This window comes from Streptomyces sp. NPDC101776 (assembly GCF_044766845.1).
Taxonomy (GTDB): Bacteria; Actinomycetota; Actinomycetes; order Streptomycetales; family Streptomycetaceae; genus Streptomyces.
Genome location: NZ_JBIWMV010000009.1, coordinates 319,631 through 336,903, shown reverse-complemented (window position 1 = coordinate 336,903; position 17,273 = coordinate 319,631). Strand labels below are relative to the sequence as shown.

At 69.3% G+C, this 17,273-nt stretch carries 18 protein-coding genes; 5 read left to right on the top strand and 13 right to left on the bottom strand.

Features of this window, described 5'->3' with window-relative positions; translation table 11 throughout:
• Positions 1 to 118 precede the first annotated feature (118 nt).
• From cbiE to ACIRRY_RS27900, 6 genes are all read right to left on the bottom strand, one after another.
• Complete coding sequence (gene cbiE, locus ACIRRY_RS27925; RefSeq protein WP_403977532.1) at positions 119 to 1,342, bottom strand: precorrin-6y C5,15-methyltransferase (decarboxylating) subunit CbiE; 1,224 nt, start codon at positions 1,340 to 1,342, stop codon at positions 119 to 121.
• A gap of 115 nt (positions 1,343 to 1,457) precedes the next feature.
• Positions 1,458 to 2,096, bottom strand: coding sequence for a GNAT family N-acetyltransferase (locus tag ACIRRY_RS27920; RefSeq protein ID WP_403977530.1), 639 nt, complete (start codon positions 2,094 to 2,096; stop codon positions 1,458 to 1,460).
• 196 nt (positions 2,097 to 2,292) lie between these two features.
• Complete coding sequence (locus tag ACIRRY_RS27915) at positions 2,293 to 3,132, bottom strand: MetQ/NlpA family ABC transporter substrate-binding protein (protein WP_403977528.1); 840 nt, start codon at positions 3,130 to 3,132, stop codon at positions 2,293 to 2,295.
• Positions 3,133 to 3,264: 132 nt separating this feature from the next.
• Entirely contained in the window at positions 3,265 to 3,969 is a 705-nt protein-coding gene (locus ACIRRY_RS27910; RefSeq protein ID WP_403977526.1) for a methionine ABC transporter permease, read from the bottom strand.
• Entirely contained in the window at positions 3,966 to 5,000 is a 1,035-nt protein-coding gene (locus tag ACIRRY_RS27905; RefSeq protein ID WP_403977524.1) for a methionine ABC transporter ATP-binding protein, read from the bottom strand. Before ACIRRY_RS27905 ends, ACIRRY_RS27910 begins: the two co-directional genes overlap by 4 nt.
• A 325-nt stretch (positions 5,001 to 5,325) precedes the next feature.
• The gene (locus tag ACIRRY_RS27900; RefSeq protein WP_403977522.1) at positions 5,326 to 5,976 is read right to left on the bottom strand and encodes an HAD family hydrolase; all 651 of its coding nucleotides are present in this window, start codon (positions 5,974 to 5,976) and stop codon (positions 5,326 to 5,328) included.
• Between the two features lie 50 nt (positions 5,977 to 6,026).
• On the opposite strand from ACIRRY_RS27900, the gene ACIRRY_RS27895 reads away from it, so the two are divergent.
• Together ACIRRY_RS27895 and ACIRRY_RS27890 are read left to right on the top strand one after the other, a co-directional pair.
• On the top strand, positions 6,027 to 6,386 hold the full coding sequence (locus tag ACIRRY_RS27895; protein ID WP_403977520.1) for a hypothetical protein: 360 nt from the start codon (positions 6,027 to 6,029) through the stop codon (positions 6,384 to 6,386).
• 1 nt (position 6,387) lies between these two features.
• A complete protein-coding gene (locus ACIRRY_RS27890; protein ID WP_403977518.1) occupies positions 6,388 to 6,837 on the top strand; it encodes a hypothetical protein in 450 nt (149 codons plus the stop codon).
• Here the strand turns inward: ACIRRY_RS27890 and ACIRRY_RS27885 are convergent.
• From ACIRRY_RS27885 to ACIRRY_RS27875, 3 genes are all read right to left on the bottom strand, one after another.
• Positions 6,827 to 7,324 (bottom strand): GNAT family N-acetyltransferase, encoded by a 498-nt coding sequence (locus ACIRRY_RS27885; protein ID WP_403977516.1) that lies wholly within the window; start codon positions 7,322 to 7,324, stop codon positions 6,827 to 6,829. The two genes, ACIRRY_RS27890 and ACIRRY_RS27885, sit on opposite strands and share 11 nt — an antisense overlap.
• Before the next feature lie 46 nt (positions 7,325 to 7,370).
• Entirely contained in the window at positions 7,371 to 7,877 is a 507-nt protein-coding gene (locus ACIRRY_RS27880) for an RNA polymerase sigma factor (protein WP_403977514.1), read from the bottom strand.
• A gap of 73 nt (positions 7,878 to 7,950) precedes the next feature.
• Positions 7,951 to 9,132: a glycerophosphodiester phosphodiesterase gene (locus ACIRRY_RS27875; RefSeq protein ID WP_403977512.1), complete on the bottom strand. Its 1,182-nt coding sequence runs from the start codon at positions 9,130 to 9,132 to the stop codon at positions 7,951 to 7,953.
• A gap of 320 nt (positions 9,133 to 9,452) precedes the next feature.
• On the opposite strand from ACIRRY_RS27875, the gene ACIRRY_RS27870 reads away from it, so the two are divergent.
• Positions 9,453 to 10,124 (top strand): lysophospholipid acyltransferase family protein, encoded by a 672-nt coding sequence (locus tag ACIRRY_RS27870; protein ID WP_403977598.1) that lies wholly within the window; start codon positions 9,453 to 9,455, stop codon positions 10,122 to 10,124.
• Between the two features lie 304 nt (positions 10,125 to 10,428).
• Here the strand turns inward: ACIRRY_RS27870 and ACIRRY_RS27865 are convergent, their stop codons facing one another.
• The 4 genes from ACIRRY_RS27865 to argH all read right to left on the bottom strand — a co-directional run bounded on the left by ACIRRY_RS27865 (position 10,429) and on the right by argH (position 15,232).
• Positions 10,429 to 11,955, bottom strand: a complete 1,527-nt coding sequence (locus ACIRRY_RS27865) for an MFS transporter (RefSeq protein ID WP_403977510.1) — start codon at positions 11,953 to 11,955, stop codon at positions 10,429 to 10,431.
• Complete coding sequence (locus ACIRRY_RS27860) at positions 11,952 to 12,533, bottom strand: TetR/AcrR family transcriptional regulator (RefSeq protein ID WP_403977508.1); 582 nt, start codon at positions 12,531 to 12,533, stop codon at positions 11,952 to 11,954. Before ACIRRY_RS27860 ends, ACIRRY_RS27865 begins: the two co-directional genes overlap by 4 nt.
• A gap of 117 nt (positions 12,534 to 12,650) precedes the next feature.
• Positions 12,651 to 13,622, bottom strand: coding sequence for an aldo/keto reductase (locus ACIRRY_RS27855; RefSeq protein ID WP_403977506.1), 972 nt, complete (start codon positions 13,620 to 13,622; stop codon positions 12,651 to 12,653).
• 179 nt (positions 13,623 to 13,801) lie between these two features.
• Positions 13,802 to 15,232: an argininosuccinate lyase gene (gene argH / locus ACIRRY_RS27850; RefSeq protein ID WP_403977504.1), complete on the bottom strand. Its 1,431-nt coding sequence runs from the start codon at positions 15,230 to 15,232 to the stop codon at positions 13,802 to 13,804.
• 255 nt (positions 15,233 to 15,487) lie between these two features.
• Between argH and ACIRRY_RS27845 the strand changes: the two genes are divergently transcribed.
• Together ACIRRY_RS27845 and ACIRRY_RS27840 are read left to right on the top strand one after the other, a co-directional pair.
• Entirely contained in the window at positions 15,488 to 16,354 is an 867-nt protein-coding gene (locus ACIRRY_RS27845) for a hypothetical protein (protein WP_403977502.1), read from the top strand.
• Between the two features lie 131 nt (positions 16,355 to 16,485).
• Complete coding sequence (locus ACIRRY_RS27840; protein ID WP_403977500.1) at positions 16,486 to 17,202, top strand: L,D-transpeptidase; 717 nt, start codon at positions 16,486 to 16,488, stop codon at positions 17,200 to 17,202.
• The last annotated feature ends 71 nt before the right edge of the window (positions 17,203 to 17,273 follow it).

Here is a 17,273-nt window from a genome sequence, read left to right as displayed (position 1 = left end):
TTCCGGACATTGACGAACGAAGTGCCGGGTCACCCGATGCGGTACAACAGTCCGCCAGCCTACCGCGCGCAGTACGACAACAGGATCACGGGGACGGTACGAGGGGTGGGAAAAGGGGTCACGAAACGCGCTCCGGAAGGAGGCCGCTGAGCAGGAACGCGACGCTCCGTTCCGTCTCCGTCCAGGCCCTGGTGTCGAGTTCGACGGACTGGAGGAGGGCGCACTCGACGTGGTAGCCGTGCTCCGTCAGGTCGCGGCCGACGAGTTCGGCCTCGTCGCGGGTGGAGGCGTGCGCCACGATGCGCTGCGGGCGCCGGTCGGCGACCGCGGAGACGACGGCCACTCCCCCGCCCCCGACCCGTACTACGTCGGGTTCGGGGAGGTTCTCCAGGATGTGCGGGGCGTCGCCCTGGACGATCTGGAGGTGCACGCCGAAGCTGCGGGCCGCGGAGTCGGTGCGGGTGCAGGCCTGGGCGTCGCGGTCGACGGCGATGACGGCGGCTCCGGCGCGGGCCGCCTCGATGGCGAAGGCGCCGCTGCCGCAGCCGATGTCCCACACCAGGTCCCCGACGCGCGGGCCGAGGCGGGCGAGCTGGGCGGCCCGGAGCAAGTCCGTCTCGCCCTCGCCGAGTTCACCGCCGTAGGCCTCGGCGGGCAGGGTCCAGCCGCGGGCGACGGCGGCCGGGTCGCGGCCGGCGATCCAGCCCTCGCTCGTGACGGCCGAGAGGGCGGGGCCGACCGGGCCGCCCATGACGATGACGACGTTGGGGTCGCGCCAAGTGCGGTCGGCGGCCTTGTCGGAGGTGAGGACGGTGACCTGCTCGCGCTCGGTGCCCAGTTCCTCGCAGATGACGAAGGTGCGGTGGACGCCCTCCAGCAGCAGGCCGAGTTCGGCGGGGCCGGCGCCCGGTGAGGTGAGAACGGCGACTTTTGTGTGGGCCCGGCATACGTTCACCGCGCGTCGCAGGGTGCGTCTGTGTGCGACGACCACCTGTGCGTCGTCCCAGGGCATCCCGGCGCGGGCGAAGGCGGCGGCCACCGAGGAGACGGCCGGGACGACCTCCACCTCCAGGCCGAACTCCGGTGCGCGCAGGGTCCGTACGACTCCGAAGAAGCCCGGGTCCCCGTCGGCGAACACGACCGCGGTACCGCGGTGCCCGGCGATCCGGCGGGCGGCGAGGGCGACGCTGCCGAGGCGGATGCGCTCGGCGCGTTCCTGTACCTCGGGGAGCGCGAGATGGTGGGGCGCGCCGGCCACCAGGGTGGCGGCGGCGAGGGCGGAGCGTGCCGCGGCGGTCAGCGGAGAGCCGTCCCAGCCGATCACCGTGACGCGGTCGGCCATCGTCGTCAGTCTCCTGGGGTGATTCGCAGGTCGTCGGGGGAAGCGGCCCGTACGCGGGCACCGTGAGGGTACCTGGTGCCGCCGGGCGGTGCTCCTTGTGCCGTACCCGCCGAATTCAGTTCCAGTCGGCGAGTGACGTGAAACCGTCGATGTCCGCGAGTTGTTCGGCCGTGCCCTCCAGGTCCTCCGGGAGGAGGCTCCACACGATGAAGTCGGTACGGACGTCGCTCCAGGTGCCGTCGTCGCCGTGGACATGCGCTATGCACGCGCCCCGCAGGACGCCCTCGCTGATGCAGCCGATCTTCTGGGCCACCTGCTGGGAGGCGGTGTTGTCGGCGGCCGTGCGCAGTTCGATGCGCTCCAACTTCTGGTCCCCGAACAGCCATTGGGCGGTGGCGAGCGCGGCTTCGGAGGCGTAGCCCTCGCCACGGGCCCAGGGGGCGATGATGTACGACAGCTCCGTGGACCGGATGTGCCAGTCGGTCTTGGTCAACTGGACGATGCCGACGAGCCGTTGGGTGAGGAACTCGGTGACGGCGAGGTCGAGGCCGCGGCCCGAAGTCCGTTCGCCGGGCGCGTAGTCGGTGATCCACGCACGGGCACCGGCCTCGCTGAACGGCTGGGGAACGTCGGTCCAGGCGGCCACCTGCTCGTCGTTCATCATCTCGGCCAGGGCCTGCACATCGTCCTCGTCGAGGGGCCGCAGCACCAACCGCTCCGTGCTGATGGAGATGTTGGGGAAGGTGCTAGTCATGCGCCACTCCGTAACCGTTGGAAAATGTTCAGGGCCCCCTGAGCTGTCCAGCATGCAGCATGAAAGCGCCCAACCGCACCACGGGGTCCACCCGCGGTGAGCGAGTGGACCCCGTGCGTGGTGATACGCCGTATACGCCCCCGTCAGCCTGAAGTGACCGACGGGACAGAGCCCTTGTACTCGTGTACTCGGACTGTCAGAAGGACGGGATGACGGAGCCGGCGTACTTGTCCTCGATGAACTTCTTCACCTCGGGCGAGGTCAGCAGCTTCGCGAGCTTCTTGACGCGCGGGTCCTTCTCGTTGCCCTTCTTCACGGCGAGGAAGTTGCCGTAGGGGTTGTTCGTCGCGGACTCCAGGACGAGGGCGTCCTTGGAGGGCTTGATACCGGCCGAGATCGCGTAGTTGCCGTTGATCACCGCAGCGTCCACGTCGTCCAGGGAGCGCGCGGTCTGGGCCGCCTCGATCTCCTTGAACTTGAGGTTCTTCGGGTTCTTGGCGATGTCCTGCGGGGTCGCCTCGGTGCCGGCGCCGTCCTTGAGGGTGATGAGCCCGTTGGCGGCCAGCAGTTTGAGGGCACGCGCCTCGTTCACCGCGTCGTTCGGGACGGCGACGGTCGCTCCGCTCTTCAGCGCGTCGGCGCTCTTGACCTTGTGGGAGTAGAGACCGAGCGGCTCCAGGTGCACCGTCACGACGGGCACGATGTGGGTGCCGCGCTTCTTGTTGAAGTCGTCGAGGTACGGCTGGTTCTGGAAGTAGTTGGCGTCCACCGAGCCGTCCTCGGTCGCCGTGTTCGGCACGATGTAGTCCTGGAACTCCTTGACCTCCAGGTCGAGTCCGGCCTTCTTCGCCAGGTGGTCCTTGACGTAGTCGAGGATCTCGGCGTGCGGCGTGGGGCTCGCGGCGACGACCAGCGGTCCGCTGTAGTCGGCGGAGGCCGAGGAGGAGCTGCCCTTGTCCGAGCCACAGGCGGAGAGCGCGAAGGTGAGCGCTCCGGCAGCGAGGACGGCGGTGGTGAGCTTTGCGGTGTTACGCACGAAAAGTGCCTTTCCTGAAGGGTGTCGCGTACTACGACCCCTGGGATCAAGGGGTGTCGGCACGCAGTGCCGTCGTTGAGGGGTGGTGGTCGGGCGACGGGTGGGCAGTGCGGGGAGCCTGGGTGGGTGGGCCTACGCGGCTTTCAGCAGCCGGAGCCTCGGCGCGGGACCCGACTGTCCGCCGCGCCGGTGCACCGAGCGGGCCGCGTAGTCGCCGGCGAACTGGATGAGGGAGATGACGACCGCGAGGATCGCCACGGTGATCCACATCAGCTGGGTCTCGAAGCGCTGGTAGCCGTAGCGGATGGCGATGTCGCCGAGGCCGCCCGCGCCGACCGTGCCGGCCATCGCGGAGTAGCCGATGAGCGCGACGATCGTGGTGGTGGTGCTGGAGATCAGCGAGGGCAGGGACTCCGGTACGAGGACCTTGCGCACGATGGTCCAGGTGTTGCCGCCCATCGACTGCACGGCCTCGACGAGCCCGCCGTCCACTTCGCGGACAGCCGTCTCAACCAGGCGCGCGAAGAAGGGAATCGCCCCGATCGCGAGCGGCACGATCGCGGCCTCGCGACCGATCGTCGTCCCCGTGATGGTCCGCGTGAAGTTCATCAGCGCGACCATGAGAATGATGAACGGCAGCGAGCGGGCCACGTTCACGATCTGCCCGATGACCTTGTTGGCGGCCACGTTCTGGAGCAGTCCGCCGCGGTCGGTCAGCACGAGCAGGATGCCGAGCGGAAGTCCGCCGACGACGGCGACGACCGTGGACCAGCCGACCATGTACAGCGTGTCCCAACACGCCTGGGACAGCAGGGGCTGCATCTCGGACCAGCTCACTTGGCACCCTCCTTCAGCAGTACGGGCTCCTGGCCCAACACGTCGATCTGCAGGCCCTGTTCGCGCAGGAAGCCGATCGGCACGACGTTGTCGTCGTAGCGGCCGGGCAGTTCGATGCGCATACGGCCGACCTGGAGTCCGCCGACGGTGTCGATGGCGGCGCCGAGGATCGAGATGTCGATGTTGTAGGTGCGCGAGAGCTGGGAGATGACGGGCTGGGTGGCGGCCTCGCCGTGGAAGGTGACGTCGACGACGGTCCGGTCCTCGCCATGCGCCTCGCCGCTGACCGGGAAGAGCGCGGAGGCCAGCTCGGAGCCGGGGGTGGCGAGCAGTTCGCTGACCGTGCCGGACTCGACGATGCGGCCGTTCTCCATGAGGGCGGCCGAGTCGCACACGTTCTTGACGACGTCCATCTCGTGGGTGATGAGCAGGACGGTCAGGCCCAGTTGCCGGTTCAGGTCGCGCAGCAGCTGGAGGATCGAGCGGGTGGTCTCCGGGTCGAGGGCGCTGGTGGCCTCGTCGGAGAGCAGCACCTTGGGGTCGCCGGCCAGGGCGCGGGCGATGCCGACGCGCTGCTTCTGACCGCCGGAGAGCTGGGCCGGGTAGGCCTTCGCCTTGTCGGCGAGCCCCACGAGGTCGAGCAGCTCAAGTGCCTTGCCGGAGCGCTCCCTCCCCGACTTCCCGAGGATTTCGAGCGGCAGCTCGATGTTGTCCTGCACGGTCCGCGAGGAGAGCAGGTTGAAGTGCTGGAAGACCATGCCGATACGGCTGCGCGCCTGCCGGAGTTCCCGTCCGGCGCGCGGTCCGCGCCCGGCGAGGGCGGTGAGGTCCTGCCCGTCGACGGTGACCGTGCCGGCGGTGGGCCTCTCCAGCAGGTTGACGCAGCGGATGAGCGAGGACTTGCCGGCGCCGGACTGGCCGATGACGCCGTACACCTCGCCTTCGCGGACGTGGAGGTCGACGCCGTCGAGGGCGGTGACCTCACGGCCGCGTGAGCGGTAGACCTTGGTCAGGCCCGATGTGGTGATCACTGGGGTTCCATGACTGTCGAGCACGCGGGCGTGGGTGTGCCCTCGTACGGATGGGAAATGTGCGCGGGGAGGCGTCGGTCACGTAGGACATACGGACATGCCGCAACGACTCGCTTCGGGGCGCGAGGCTCGGGGCGCTAAGCCCGGGGGGTGGTGCGAGGGCCCTCTAGAAGGCGCACATTCGACACATACAGCGAGCACCGGGCGTCAGGGTCGCCTCGGTCGCAAGGGTGCGGCTGCTCGTCGTGGTCATGGAATCAGTAAAGCAGACGTACGGTCCTGACAAAGTGCCGCTGTCCGCATGCCGGACACCGGCGGACGGCCGTCAGCGGCGCTCGGAGATCTCCACTCCCCCGTCGCTGACCAGCGCGGACAGGGCTGACAGGTTGTTCACAACAAAGTCCGCGTCGAGCTCGTGGGCCTCGTGCGTTGTGGCCAATGCCACGGTGATCATCCCGGCCGCGCGGCCCGCCTGGAGTCCGGCCGGGGCGTCCTCGAAGACGACACAGTCGGCCGGGTCGACGCCGAGCTGACGGGCGGCGAGGAGGTAGGGCTCGGGGTCGGGCTTGCCGCGCGTGACGTCCTCGGCGACCACGAGGGTCTTGGGGAGGATGCCGGCGTGCGCGAGCCGGGCCTCGGCGAGCCGGCGGGTGGCGGAGGTGACGACGGCCCAGCGGTCGGCGGGCAGCGAGTCGAGGAACTCCTTGGTACCCGGCAGCGGGACGGCACCCCCGTTGGGCACGTCCTCGACCTCCAGCGCCTCGATCCGCGCGACCGCCACCGGGACGACATGGGCGGGCAGCAGGTCGGCGGCTATCTCCACGGCGGTCCGTCCGTGCAGCTCGACCCGTGCGAAGTCCTCGGCGGTGATCCCGAACTCGTCCGCCCACCGGGTCCAGCACCTGCGCACGGATTCGAGGGAGGAGACGAGCGTGCCGTCGTTGTCGAACAGGAGGGCTTGAGCATGGATCGTCATGCACTCGACCCTACGGTCACCGGGCTTATGGCCCGTAATAGGGTCACTGCATGCTTGATGCCCTGACACTGACGATCGGTGTCGCCGCGCTGCTGCTCGCCGCCTGGACCGGGTGGGCCGCCTACCGCGACCAGTCGACGAAGGACTGGCACTTCATCGGAATGGCCGTCGTCACTCTGCTGGCCACGGTCCAACTGGTGGTCGGGATCGTGCAGTTGGCGCGCGGCGAGAAGGCGGAGCAGGGCACGACGATCTTCGTGGCGTATCTGCTGGGCGCGTTCGCGACCGTCCCGGCGGCGGGCCTCATGTCACTGACCGAGCGCACCCGCTGGGGTTCGATCACGGTCGCGGCCGGCGGCGTGGTCCTCGCCGTGCTCGAAGTGCGGCTATACGACATCTGGGGAAGCTGAGATGACCGCCGTGGAAGAGAACACCGTGGAAGAGAAGCCGAAGCGGCTCATCAGCGGGCCCGGCATCCTGCTCGTCTGGTTCTACGGCGTGATGGTCGTCGGCGCGGTCTCCCGCTCCGTCTACCAGATCGCCACCGAGTTCGACCGGGCCCCGCTCGCCTACTCCCTGTCGGCGGTGGCGGGTGTGGTGTACGGGTTCATCACGTACTCCCTGATCCGCGGCGGCGAGAAGGCCCGCAGGGCGGCACAGGCGTGCTGCGCCGCCGAACTCGCGGGTGTCCTGATCGTGGGCACGCTGACCGTGATCGACAACTCGGCCTTCCCGGACGCGACGGTCTGGTCGTACTACGGCGCGGGGTACATCTTCATCCCCGTACTGCTGCCGCTGTCCGCGCTGTACTGGCTGCGGAAGAACCGCACGGCCGACACCGCCGGCACCGTCACGCCGTAGCGACGTACGCCTCGACCGGCTTCTCCAGGACGATCATCGGTACGCCGTCGTCGCCCTGGGAGGTGCCTACGGTCTCGTAGCCGACGCGGCGGTACAGGCGGAGGTTGCCCTCGCTGCGGTGGCCGGTGTGGAGGCGGAACTTCTTGGCGCCGCGCTCCCCGGCCAGGGCGGCTTCGGCCGCGCGGAGGAGCCGGGCGCCGATGCCGTGGCCCTGGAGGCGCGGGTGGACGCAGAGTTTGCCGATGGCCGCCGCGCCGTCCTCCGTCACCGTGCCGCGGACCGAGCCGACCACCTCCTCGCCCAGCCGGGCGACGAACACGCAGTCGGCGACGACCTCGTCCCGGACCGAGTCGAGACTCTGGACCAGCGGGTCGATGCGGTAGTTGCCGTACAGCGCCGCCTCACTCTGGAAGCACAGGTACTGCAGCCTGAAGATCTGCTCTGAGTCCTGCTCGGTCGCCACCGAGATGGTCACGCTCATGCCCATGTGCGCACGCCTCCCGCTCACCTGATCGCCACTTGATTCCTCACTCCTATCCCCGTGCTTCGTGAGCCGCAACCTCCGGCGTCAGCAATCGCCGAAGACATCCCAGACATCTGGAACGTTCCGGGCCGAGACTGCCCTGTGAGATACCCAACTCCCCCGCGATCTCGCGGTAGGTGAGGTCCTTGGGCGAGAGCAGCGCCGCCATCAGCCGGGGGCAGCGGCCCGGCAGCCGGCGCACCGCGTCATGCAGCGCGCGATGCCGCGCCGCCGTGAGCGCGGCCTGCTCGGGGCCGCGGTCGCGGTCGTCGACCGGATCATCGTCGTACGACTGCTCAAGCCGTGCGGTACGGCGGGTGCGCTGGGCCTCCGAGCGGACCGCGCGGCGGAGCCAGCGCTGGGGGTCGACGGGTGGGCCGGAGGCGTCGAGGCGCTCCAGGAGGCGGAGCCAGACGGCCTGTTCGAGGTCGCCCGGCTCGGCTCCGGAGGCATATGCCTCGGCGGAGGCCTCGGCGGCGAGCAGTGGGCGCAAGGCGGTGAGGAGCTGGTGTGTCATATGCGGCACGACGCGGCCGCCCCGGCGGAAGGTTGCCGGGGCGGCCGTCTGTCACTCCAACGGGGCGCGGGGCTCAGCCGTTGACGAAGTCCGCGCGGGCGAGCAGACCGGTGTCGGCGTTGTCGGTGAAGACACCGTCGATGCCGGTGGCGAAGTAGCGCTTGAAGGCGCCGAACGCGTCGCCGTATGCGTCCACGGCGGTGCCCTTGCGGTACTCCAGCGGCAGGAAGGGGTTCTCGTTGCGCATGGTGTAGGGGTGCAGGATCAGGCCGGCCTTGTGCGCGTCGGCGACCAGGGTGGTCTCCTTGTTCAGGCTGCCGTCGGCGTTCTTCGTGATGATCAGGTCGAGGGTCGGGCCCAGGCCCTGCGCGTACGTCGCGATCTCGGCGAGGCCCTTGGGCTTGACCAGGTCGTCGACCGTGCGCGGGTCGCCCTGGTCGATGAAGTCGAAGGGCCGGGTGCCCGTGCCGGACAGCAGCACCACCAGGTTGTTGCCGACGAGCCTGCTGATCTTCTGGATGCTGGTCGGCTCGAAGGACTGGATGAGGACCGGCGAACTCCGCTTGTCCTTGCCGTGCTTGCGCAGGATCTTCGAGAGCAGCTTCTCCATCTCGAACCCGCGCTTGCGGAAGTAGGTGGGGTGCTTCATCTCGGGGTAGATCCAGACCTGCTTGCCGCGCTTACGGGTCTGCTCGTCCTGCCACTTGAGGACCTCTTCGAAGGTCGGGATCTCCCAGCGGCCGTTGTAGAGGGTGTTGTGCGGGCGGTTGGCCGGAATGCGCTCGATCGCGCGCAGGGTCTTCAGCTCGGCGAGCGTGAAGTCCTCGGTGAACCAGCCGGTCGTGGAGACACCGTCGAGCAGCTTGGTGGTCTTGCGGCTCGCGAACTCGGGGTGATCCGCGACATTCGTGGTGCCGCCGATCTCCGGCTCGTGCCGGCAGACCAGGTGACCGTCCTTGGTGGGGACGAGGTCACCGGCCTCGACGATGTCGGCGCCCAGGTCGAGGGCCAGGTTGTACGAGCCGAAGGTGTGCTCGGGGCGGTAGCCGCTGGTGCCGCGGTGACCGACGATCGTCGGCTTGGGCAGGTCCTTCAGACCGCCACCGTGCCGGGCCGACGTGGCCTCGGCGGCTCTCGCCGTACCGGCCGGTCCCAGTGCGGCCACCCCCGCGCCGAGCACGGCGGCGCCCAACAGCGCCCGTCGTCCGGTGCCGTTGACTCGCTCGTCCGGCTCCTGCGTTCCCTGCGTGTCCATGAAACCTCCTGGCGTCGCCCCGTCGGTGCGCGCCGATCGTAGGTGCGCGTACATGACGGGCGGGAGACCTCGGCCGGAACACGGCGCTGACGCTGGATGTCGTACCGGCCGGCAGGTTTGACCCGCCGTCACCATGGAACGCGAGATGTGTCACAACATGGCGGCCCGGTTACGGGACGGCTCCGGCGCGACACCGCAGGTAAACGTACGTCAACACTGCGTAAGACCTCGGTGAACCCGATGTGCAATACCCCGGGCGCCGCGAGTATCGTCCTCACCTGCACACATTTATATCGAACCCCTTGACACCGGAGGGCCCGTTGTCCCGCTTCGCGCTCATCAAGGCACTGCTCGGACCGATCATGCGCCTGATGTTCCGCACACGGGTGGAGGGGGGGGAGCACATCCCCGGTGACGGTCCGGTGATCCTCGCCGGCAACCATCTCACCTTCATCGACTCGATGATCCTTCCGCTGGTCTGCGACCGGCAGGTGCTCTTCATCGGCAAGGACGAGTACGTCACCGGCAAGGGTTTCAAGGGCCGCCTCATGGCCTGGTTCTTCACCGGCGTCGGCATGATCCCGGTCGACCGGGACGGCGCGAACGGCGGCGTCGCCGCGCTGATGACCGGCCGCCGCATCCTGGAGGAGGGCAAGGTCTTCGGCATCTACCCCGAGGGCACGCGCTCGCCCGACGGGCGGTTGTACCGGGGCCGCACCGGGATCGCCCGGCTCACGATGATGACCGGGGCGCCGGTCGTTCCCTTCGCGATGATCGGCACGGACAAGTTGCAGCCGGGGGGTGCGGGGATTCCGCGGCCCGGGCGGGTAACCGTCCGCTTCGGTGAGGCGATGGAGTTCTCACGGTACGAGGGGATGGACCGGGACCGGTATGTGCTGCGGGCTGTGACCGACTCCGTGATGACCGAGGTCATGCGGTTGTCGGGACAGGAGTACGTGGACATGTACGCAACGAAGGCGAAGGCCGCCTGACCTGAGTCCAACTCCTTTGGGCCGTGCGCACCTTGGTGGTGCGGGCGGCCCTTTTGGGTTGCGGGCGGATGGGGGACGCGGGGCGGGGGAAGAGCTGGATCTTGGTCGCCGTGACCCGAAGTGCGTGATCTGCGGCCGGACACGGACGATCCTCACGGCGTTCACCGAGGTCCCGCCCGAGCAGGACGTGTCGTGGCCGGATTCGGCGGGCTCGCGCGCCGCGAGAGCCCGCCGCCGGCGGCGGAACTCTACGCGCGCCGGTACCCCGTGATCGCCCGCTTCAGCTCCCGCACGGGCGACCGGATCAACCGCTGACGTCCTCCAGCCGCTGGCCCCGGAGCATGAACCAGGCCGCAACCGCCGTTGCCAGCAGGACCGTTGCGCCCACCGCCGACGCGACGCTCAGACCGCTGACGAAGGCCTCTCTCGCCGAGGCCAGCATCTGCTGGGCCGCCTGCGACGGCATGTCCGCCGCCGCCTCCACCGCGCCGCCCAGCGACTCGTGCGCCCCGCTCGGGGTGCCCGCCGGGGCCGCGAAGTCCCGGTACACGCCCGTCACGATGGAGCCGAGGACCGCGATCCCGAGGGCGGCGCCCAGTTCGTACGCCGTCTCCGAGACCGCCGATGCCGCGCCCGCCTGTTCCTTCGGTACGGAGGAGAGGATCACGTCGGCCGTCACCGTGAAGGAGAAGCCGGCCCCGATGCCGACCACCAGAAGCGCGGCGCCGAGTATCGGGTAGCCGGTCGACTGGCCGAGGGTCGTCAGGACGGCCAGTGCCAGGCCGACCGCCGCGAGGCCGCCCGCGACCACCGCGCGGACCGAGAAACGGCGGGCCGCCCTTCCCGCTATCAGGCCGGCCGCCACCGCGCCCACGGCGGCGGGGATTTCGGCCAGGCCCGCCTCGAACGGGCCCCTCCCCTGGACGAGTTGCAGGTACTGGGAGAGGAAGAACACCAGGCCGGACAGACCGAGGATGGTGAGCAGATCGGCGAGGACGGCCGCGCTGAAGCCGCGGTTGCGGAACAGGCGCATGTCCAACAGGGGGGCGGGGAGCGTGAGTTGGCGGCGTACGAACCAGTACAGGGCCGCCGCGCCCAGCGCGCCCACCGCGAGTGCGGGCCACTCGAAGCCGTGGGTCGCGGCCTCCTTGACGGCGTAGACCACGCCGATCACGCCCACCAGGGACAGGACCACGCTGATCAGGTCCCACGGCCCGGGGTTGGGGTTCTTCGACTCGGGGAGCATCTTGATGCCGACCAGGACGAGGACCGCCATCACGGGCAGGTTGATGAGGAAGACCGAGCCCCACCAGAAGTGTTCGAGGAGGAAACCGCCTGCGACCGGCCCGACTGCCGTACCGGCGGAGGCGGTCGCGCCCCAGATGCCGACGGCGAGGCTGCGTTCGCGCGGGTCGTGGAAGAGGTTGCGGATCAGGGCGAGGGTGGCGGGCATCAGGGTCGCGCCCGCGACACCGAGGAGCGCCCGCGCCAGGATCATCAACTCCGGTGTCGTGGCATAGGCGTTGAGGATCGAGATCGCGCCGAAGGCGGTCGCTCCGATCAGCAGGATGCGCTTGCGGCCGATGCGGTCGCCGAGGCTGCCCATCGACACGAGCAGGCCCGCGATGACGAAGGAGTAGACGTCGCCGATCCAGAGGAGTTGGGTGCCGGACGGCTTCAGGTCCTCGCTGATGTACGGGGTTGCCAGGCCGAGGACCGTCGCGTCCACGGCCACCAGCAGCACGGCGAGCACGAGCACGGAGAGCGCGAGCCAACGGCCCGGGCGCTTCTCCGTCTCGGTCACAGCCGCCGGCTGCAGGGTGCTGGTCATGATTCCTCTCTCCGTGTCTCGTGTCCTCGTGTTTCGTCTCTGCGTACCGCGCCGCCGAGCAACAGCTCGACGATCATGTGCGTGAAGTCGTTGGCGGCCACCCGGCCCTCCTGCACGGCCCACGCGCCGGAGGCCATCAGCCCGTACAGGGCCTCGGTGAGCCAGGCCGGAGTGAGGTCGATGCGGAACTCGCCGCCGGCCTGGCCGCGCCGGAAGAGGGTGGCGATCCGGTCGTCGAGCCGGGTCCAGCCCTCGTTCTGCTGCTCGCCCTCGAACAGTTGGTTCTCGGTGTAGAGGAACGCGAGCAGACCGGCCGCGGGCTCCAGCGCGCGCACCAGCCGCCGAACGGCGTCGGCGGCCGGACCGTCGTCCAGCCGGGCCGCGTCCAGCGCGGCCTCGCACTCGGCGATGCCCAGCGCCTCCAGCGCACGCACCAGCGCGTCACGCCCCGCGAAGTGGCGGTGCAGCGTGGCCCTGCTGATCCCGGCCGCCTTGGCGACCTCGTCCATGGTGGACGTGGATTTCCGGGTGAGCAGGGCGGCTGCGCTGCGGAGTACGTGGTCACGGTCGACGGCCATGAGACAACAGTAACCCATGTGAGACACAAATGTCTCACGGTGGGCATGCGTGACTCATTCCTCATGCCTCAAGGCTCGGGTCGAATCGGCTCGGGGTCGGTTCGGATCAGGTGATCGTCAGTGCCAGGGCAGTGAGCCCCGCCGCTCCCAGTACGTGTGCGGGTCCTCGGCCAGCGCGTCGAGACGGGCGAGCTGGTCCTCGTCCAGGTCCGCGACCGCCGCGTGCAGGTTGGACCCGAGCTGCCCCACGGTCGCCGCGCCGGAGAGGACCACGCCTGCCCACGGGCGGCGCAGGATCAATGCCAGGGCGATCGCGTCCGCACCGAGTGACGTCTCCTCGGCTACGGCCTTCAGGGCGTCCGGTGCGTACGGCTGCGCCAGCCGTCCGTTGGCCATGCCCTCCTTGACGATCACCGTGAGTCCGGCGTCGTGGGCATCGGCGAGGGCCGGGCCGGCCGAGGTCTCCAGGGCGTTGTACGTCGACTGGACGGTACGGAAGAGGGGCTCGCCGTCCACCGTCACGGTGAGCGCGGCCCTGATCGCGTCGGCCTGTGCGGGACCGCTGGTGGAGAAGCCGATCGTCACGCCCGTCGCCGCCAACTCCCCCAGTTTCGCGTGCAGTTCCTTGTCGGTGAGGGCCGGGCTGTCGGGGGTCACCGAGTGGATCTGGTAGAGGTCGAGGCGAGCGCCGAGCAGTGCGGCGGTTTCGCTTCGCTGGCGGTCGTAGGTCTGGACGCTGTGGTCCTTGACCTCGTGCTTCTCGGCGTCGGTGGTCCAGTCGGCGGTGTAGGTGTAGCCCCACTTGCTGCCGATGACCACGTCGTCGATGCCGGTGCGGGTGGTGAGCCAGTCGGCGAGGAACTCCTCCGAGCGGCCGTAGGAGCGGGCCGCGTCGAAGTAGCGGACGCCTTGGGCGTAGGCGGCGTCGAGGAGTTCGTGGGTGCGGGTGCGGAGGGTTTCTACGGTGCGGTGCTCTCCGAGGTCTTTTTCTCGGCCCAGGTTGATGTAGCCGGGGCGGCCTACTGCGGCGAGGCCCAGTCCGAGGTGGCTGGTGGGGGTTGTCGCTGTTGCCAGTCGGGCGAAGGGCATCGCGGGCTCCGTTTTGGTCGGCTCCGGTAGGGCTGCTGACCAACGTAACCCGCGATGACCTGCGCTTCAGAGCTCGGGTTCGTGCGGTGTTCTGGCGACTGCGGGTGCTTCGTGGCTTGTCGCGCAGTTCCCCGCGCCCCCAGAGGGCCTGCGGCCCTTGGGGGCAGAATGGCCCAGGCCTATTTCTTTTTCGCCGTCGCCCACTCGTGCTGTACCGCCAAGTTCCGCTTCACCTCGGCCAGTTGGATGGCCACCGCGCTCGGGGCCGTACCGCCACGGCCGTTGCGGGAGGCCAGGGCGCCGGGGACGTTCAGAACCGTCCGCACCTCCGGGGTCAGGTGGGCGGAGATCTTCGCGAACTGTTCGTCGGTGAGGCCGTCGAGTTCGACACCCTCGGATTCCGCGACCTTGACGCACTCGCCGGCGACCTCGTGGGCGACCCGGAAGGGGACGCCCTGCTTGACCAGCCACTCGGCGATGTCGGTGGCGAGGGAGAAGCCGGCCGGGGCCAGTTCCTCCATGCGGTCGCGGTGGACGGTGAGGGTGGCCATCATGCCGGTGAACGCCGGGAGCAGGACCTCGAGTTGGTCGATGGAGTCGAAGACCGGCTCCTTGTCCTCCTGGAGGTCGCGGTTGTAGGCGAGGGGCAGCGCCTTGAGCGTGGCCATGAGGCCCGTCAGGTTGCCGATCAGGCGGCCCGACTTGCCGCGCGCCAGTTCCGCGATGTCCGGGTTCTTCTTCTGCGGCATGATCGACGAGCCCGTGGAGAACGCGTCGTGCAGCGTCACGAAGGAGAACTCCTTCGTGTTCCAGATGATGATCTCCTCGGCGATCCGGGAGAGGTTCACCCCGATCATCGCCGTGATGAACGCGAACTCGGCGACGAAGTCGCGGGACGCCGTGCCGTCGATGGAGTTCCCGACGCTGCCGTGCTCGAAGCCCAGGTCCTTCGCCACCGACTCCGGGTCCAGGCCCAGGGAGGAACCCGCCAGGGCGCCCGAGCCGTACGGGGACACCGCCGTGCGCTCGTCCCACTGGCGCAGGCGTTCCGCGTCCCGGGACAGGGGCTGGACGTGGGCCAGCACGTGGTGGGCGAACAGGACCGGCTGGGCGTGCTGAAGGTGGGTGCGGCCGGGCATCGCCACGTCCGGGTGGGCCTCCGCGAGCCCGATCAGCGCGTCCTGGAGGTCGGCGATCAGACCGCCGACCGTCCGGGCGTGGTCCCGCAGGTACATGCGGAAGAGGGTGGCGACCTGGTCGTTGCGCGAGCGGCCGGCGCGGAGCTTGCCGCCGAGGTCGGGGCCCAGGATCTCCAACAGGCCGCGTTCCAGGGCCGTGTGGACGTCCTCGTCGGCGATCGTGCCGACCAGGGTGCCGTCGGCGACGTTCGCCGCGAGCTGGTCGAGGCCCGCCAGCATGCGGGTCAGCTCGTCGTCGGTGAGCAGGCCCGCCTTGTGCAGCACGCGCGCGTGGGCGCGGGAACCGGCGATGTCGTAGGGCGCGAGCCGCCAGTCGAAGTGGACGGACGCGGACAGCTTCGCCAGGGCCTCGGCGGGACCGTCGGCGAAACGACCGCCCCAGAGCCGTACGTCACCGCTGTTGCTGCTCACTTGCGCTGCTCCTCAAAGGCCGTGGACGGGGATCGGCGTTCTGTGGTGTTCCTGCATTGTCTCGCATGCACACCGCCTCGCTTGCATGATTATGCAGAGCTCTGCATGATTCGTCAATTTGAAAGACCCTTGAACAACCTTGAACACCAGCAACCGCTTTCCCGTATTTCTCGCCGGACGCAGGCGCCGCGTTTCTCCCCACGAGCAACCCACGAGTCACCTTCAGTTCACCCCTGACCCGAGTGAGGCATTCGCATGTCCAGGGCTCTCCCCAAGTACAACAAGCGTCGCGTCGTGTTCATCGGCGGTGCCGCCGCCGTGGCGCTCACCGGTGCTGTCATCGCCGGTACCGCCCTTGCCGGGACGCCGGACAAGAGCAGCACCACGCAGAGCGCCCGGACGTTGTCCGACCCCGGGACGATCTCCTGCCCGGACGTGAAGTCGCAGCTTCCGGCCATCCCGGCGTCCGCGCAGGCCGAGGTCGACCGCAACCTCGCCCTCCTCGACACCCAGATCGCCGAGGCGAACAAGCGACTCGTCGACACCGTCGGACAGGGCGGCGCCAACTTCGTCCAGAACGCCATCCTCGGCCCGCTGAAGGACAAGCGCGTCTCCACCATCGACCGCATCGCCATCTCCATCGGACGCCAGGGCACCAAGCCCACCGGGTTGGACTCTCTGGCCACCTGCACGCTCAACGCGGCCGGTGCGACGGGCGCCACGGGGTCGACCGGTGCGACGGACACCGCGACCGCGGCCCCGAGTGCCACGGCTGCCGCCACGGAGGCGGCCGGGGGTACGGAGGACACCGGCGACGCGGCGAGTGCGGTCGGGACGATCTCCTGCCCGGACGTGAAGTCGCAGCTCCCGGCCATCCCGGCGTCCGCGCAGGCCGAGGTCGACCGCAACCTCGCCCTCCTCGACACCCAGATCGCCGAGGCCAACAAGCGACTCGTCGACACCGTCGGACAGGGCGGCGCCAACTTCGTCCAGAACGCCATCCTCGGCCCGCTGAAGGACAAGCGCGTCTCCACCATCGACCGCATCGCCATCTCCATCGGACGCCAGGGCACCAAGCCCACCGGTCTCGACTCCCTGGCCGCCTGCACGCTCACCAAGTGACGTGACAGGCAGCCGTGGCCGCCCCGATGAACGCCGGCCGGGGCGGCCACGGTGATGTCCGGAGCGGGATGCGTTGCCTGATCGGCCCATTTGAGGTGCCGTCAGTGTGTCCGGCCTCTAGCGTCTGAGCCATGCGTCCTGGTGTCCTCGCTCTCGCCTCCGCGTCCGCGTCCCTGCTTCTGCCGCTCACCGCGGGGGCGGTGCCCGCGCTTGCCGTGGAGCCCTTGTCGCCCTTGTCGCTCGCGGACACCGGGGGCGGGAGTCAGCTGATCCTGGCTCAGGCGCCCACGGTCAAGTCCACGTCCGGGACGCTCAGTTGGTGGGAGCGGCGGGGTGGGGAGTGGGTGAAGGTCGGTTCCGCCGTCGCCCGGTTCGGGGCGAAGGGGCTGGTCGAGGGGCGGGCCCGTAAGCAGGGGTCCAACACGACTCCCACCGGGTTGTACGACCTGCCGTACGCCTTCGGGATCAAGGGTGCGCCGGGTGGGACTCGGGTCAAGTACCGGCGGGTGAACGGGAGTTCTTGGTGGTGTGAGGACACTCGGTCTCGCGTGTACAACCGGTGGAGTGAGCCCCTGGCGAGCGATTGTCGGGCGTCCGAGTCCGAGCGGCTGATCTCTTACACGGCCCAGTATGCGTACGGGGTTGTCATTGGGTTCAACTACGCCAAGCCCGTGAAGGGGCGGGGGGCCGGGATCTTTTTGCATGTCAACGGGCGTGGGGCTACCGCCGGTTGTGTGTCTGTGCCGGTGGGGGCGATGCGGGGGATCTTGCGATGGGTTGATCCTGGGAAGTCGCCGCATATTGCCATGGGGACGGCTGGTGGGGTTACCGCGATCTCTCGGTACTGAATCGCTGTCGCGCCGTTCAGGTCTCGGTTTTATGGCGGGTGCGGGCCCGTCGTGGCTGGTCGCGCAGTTCT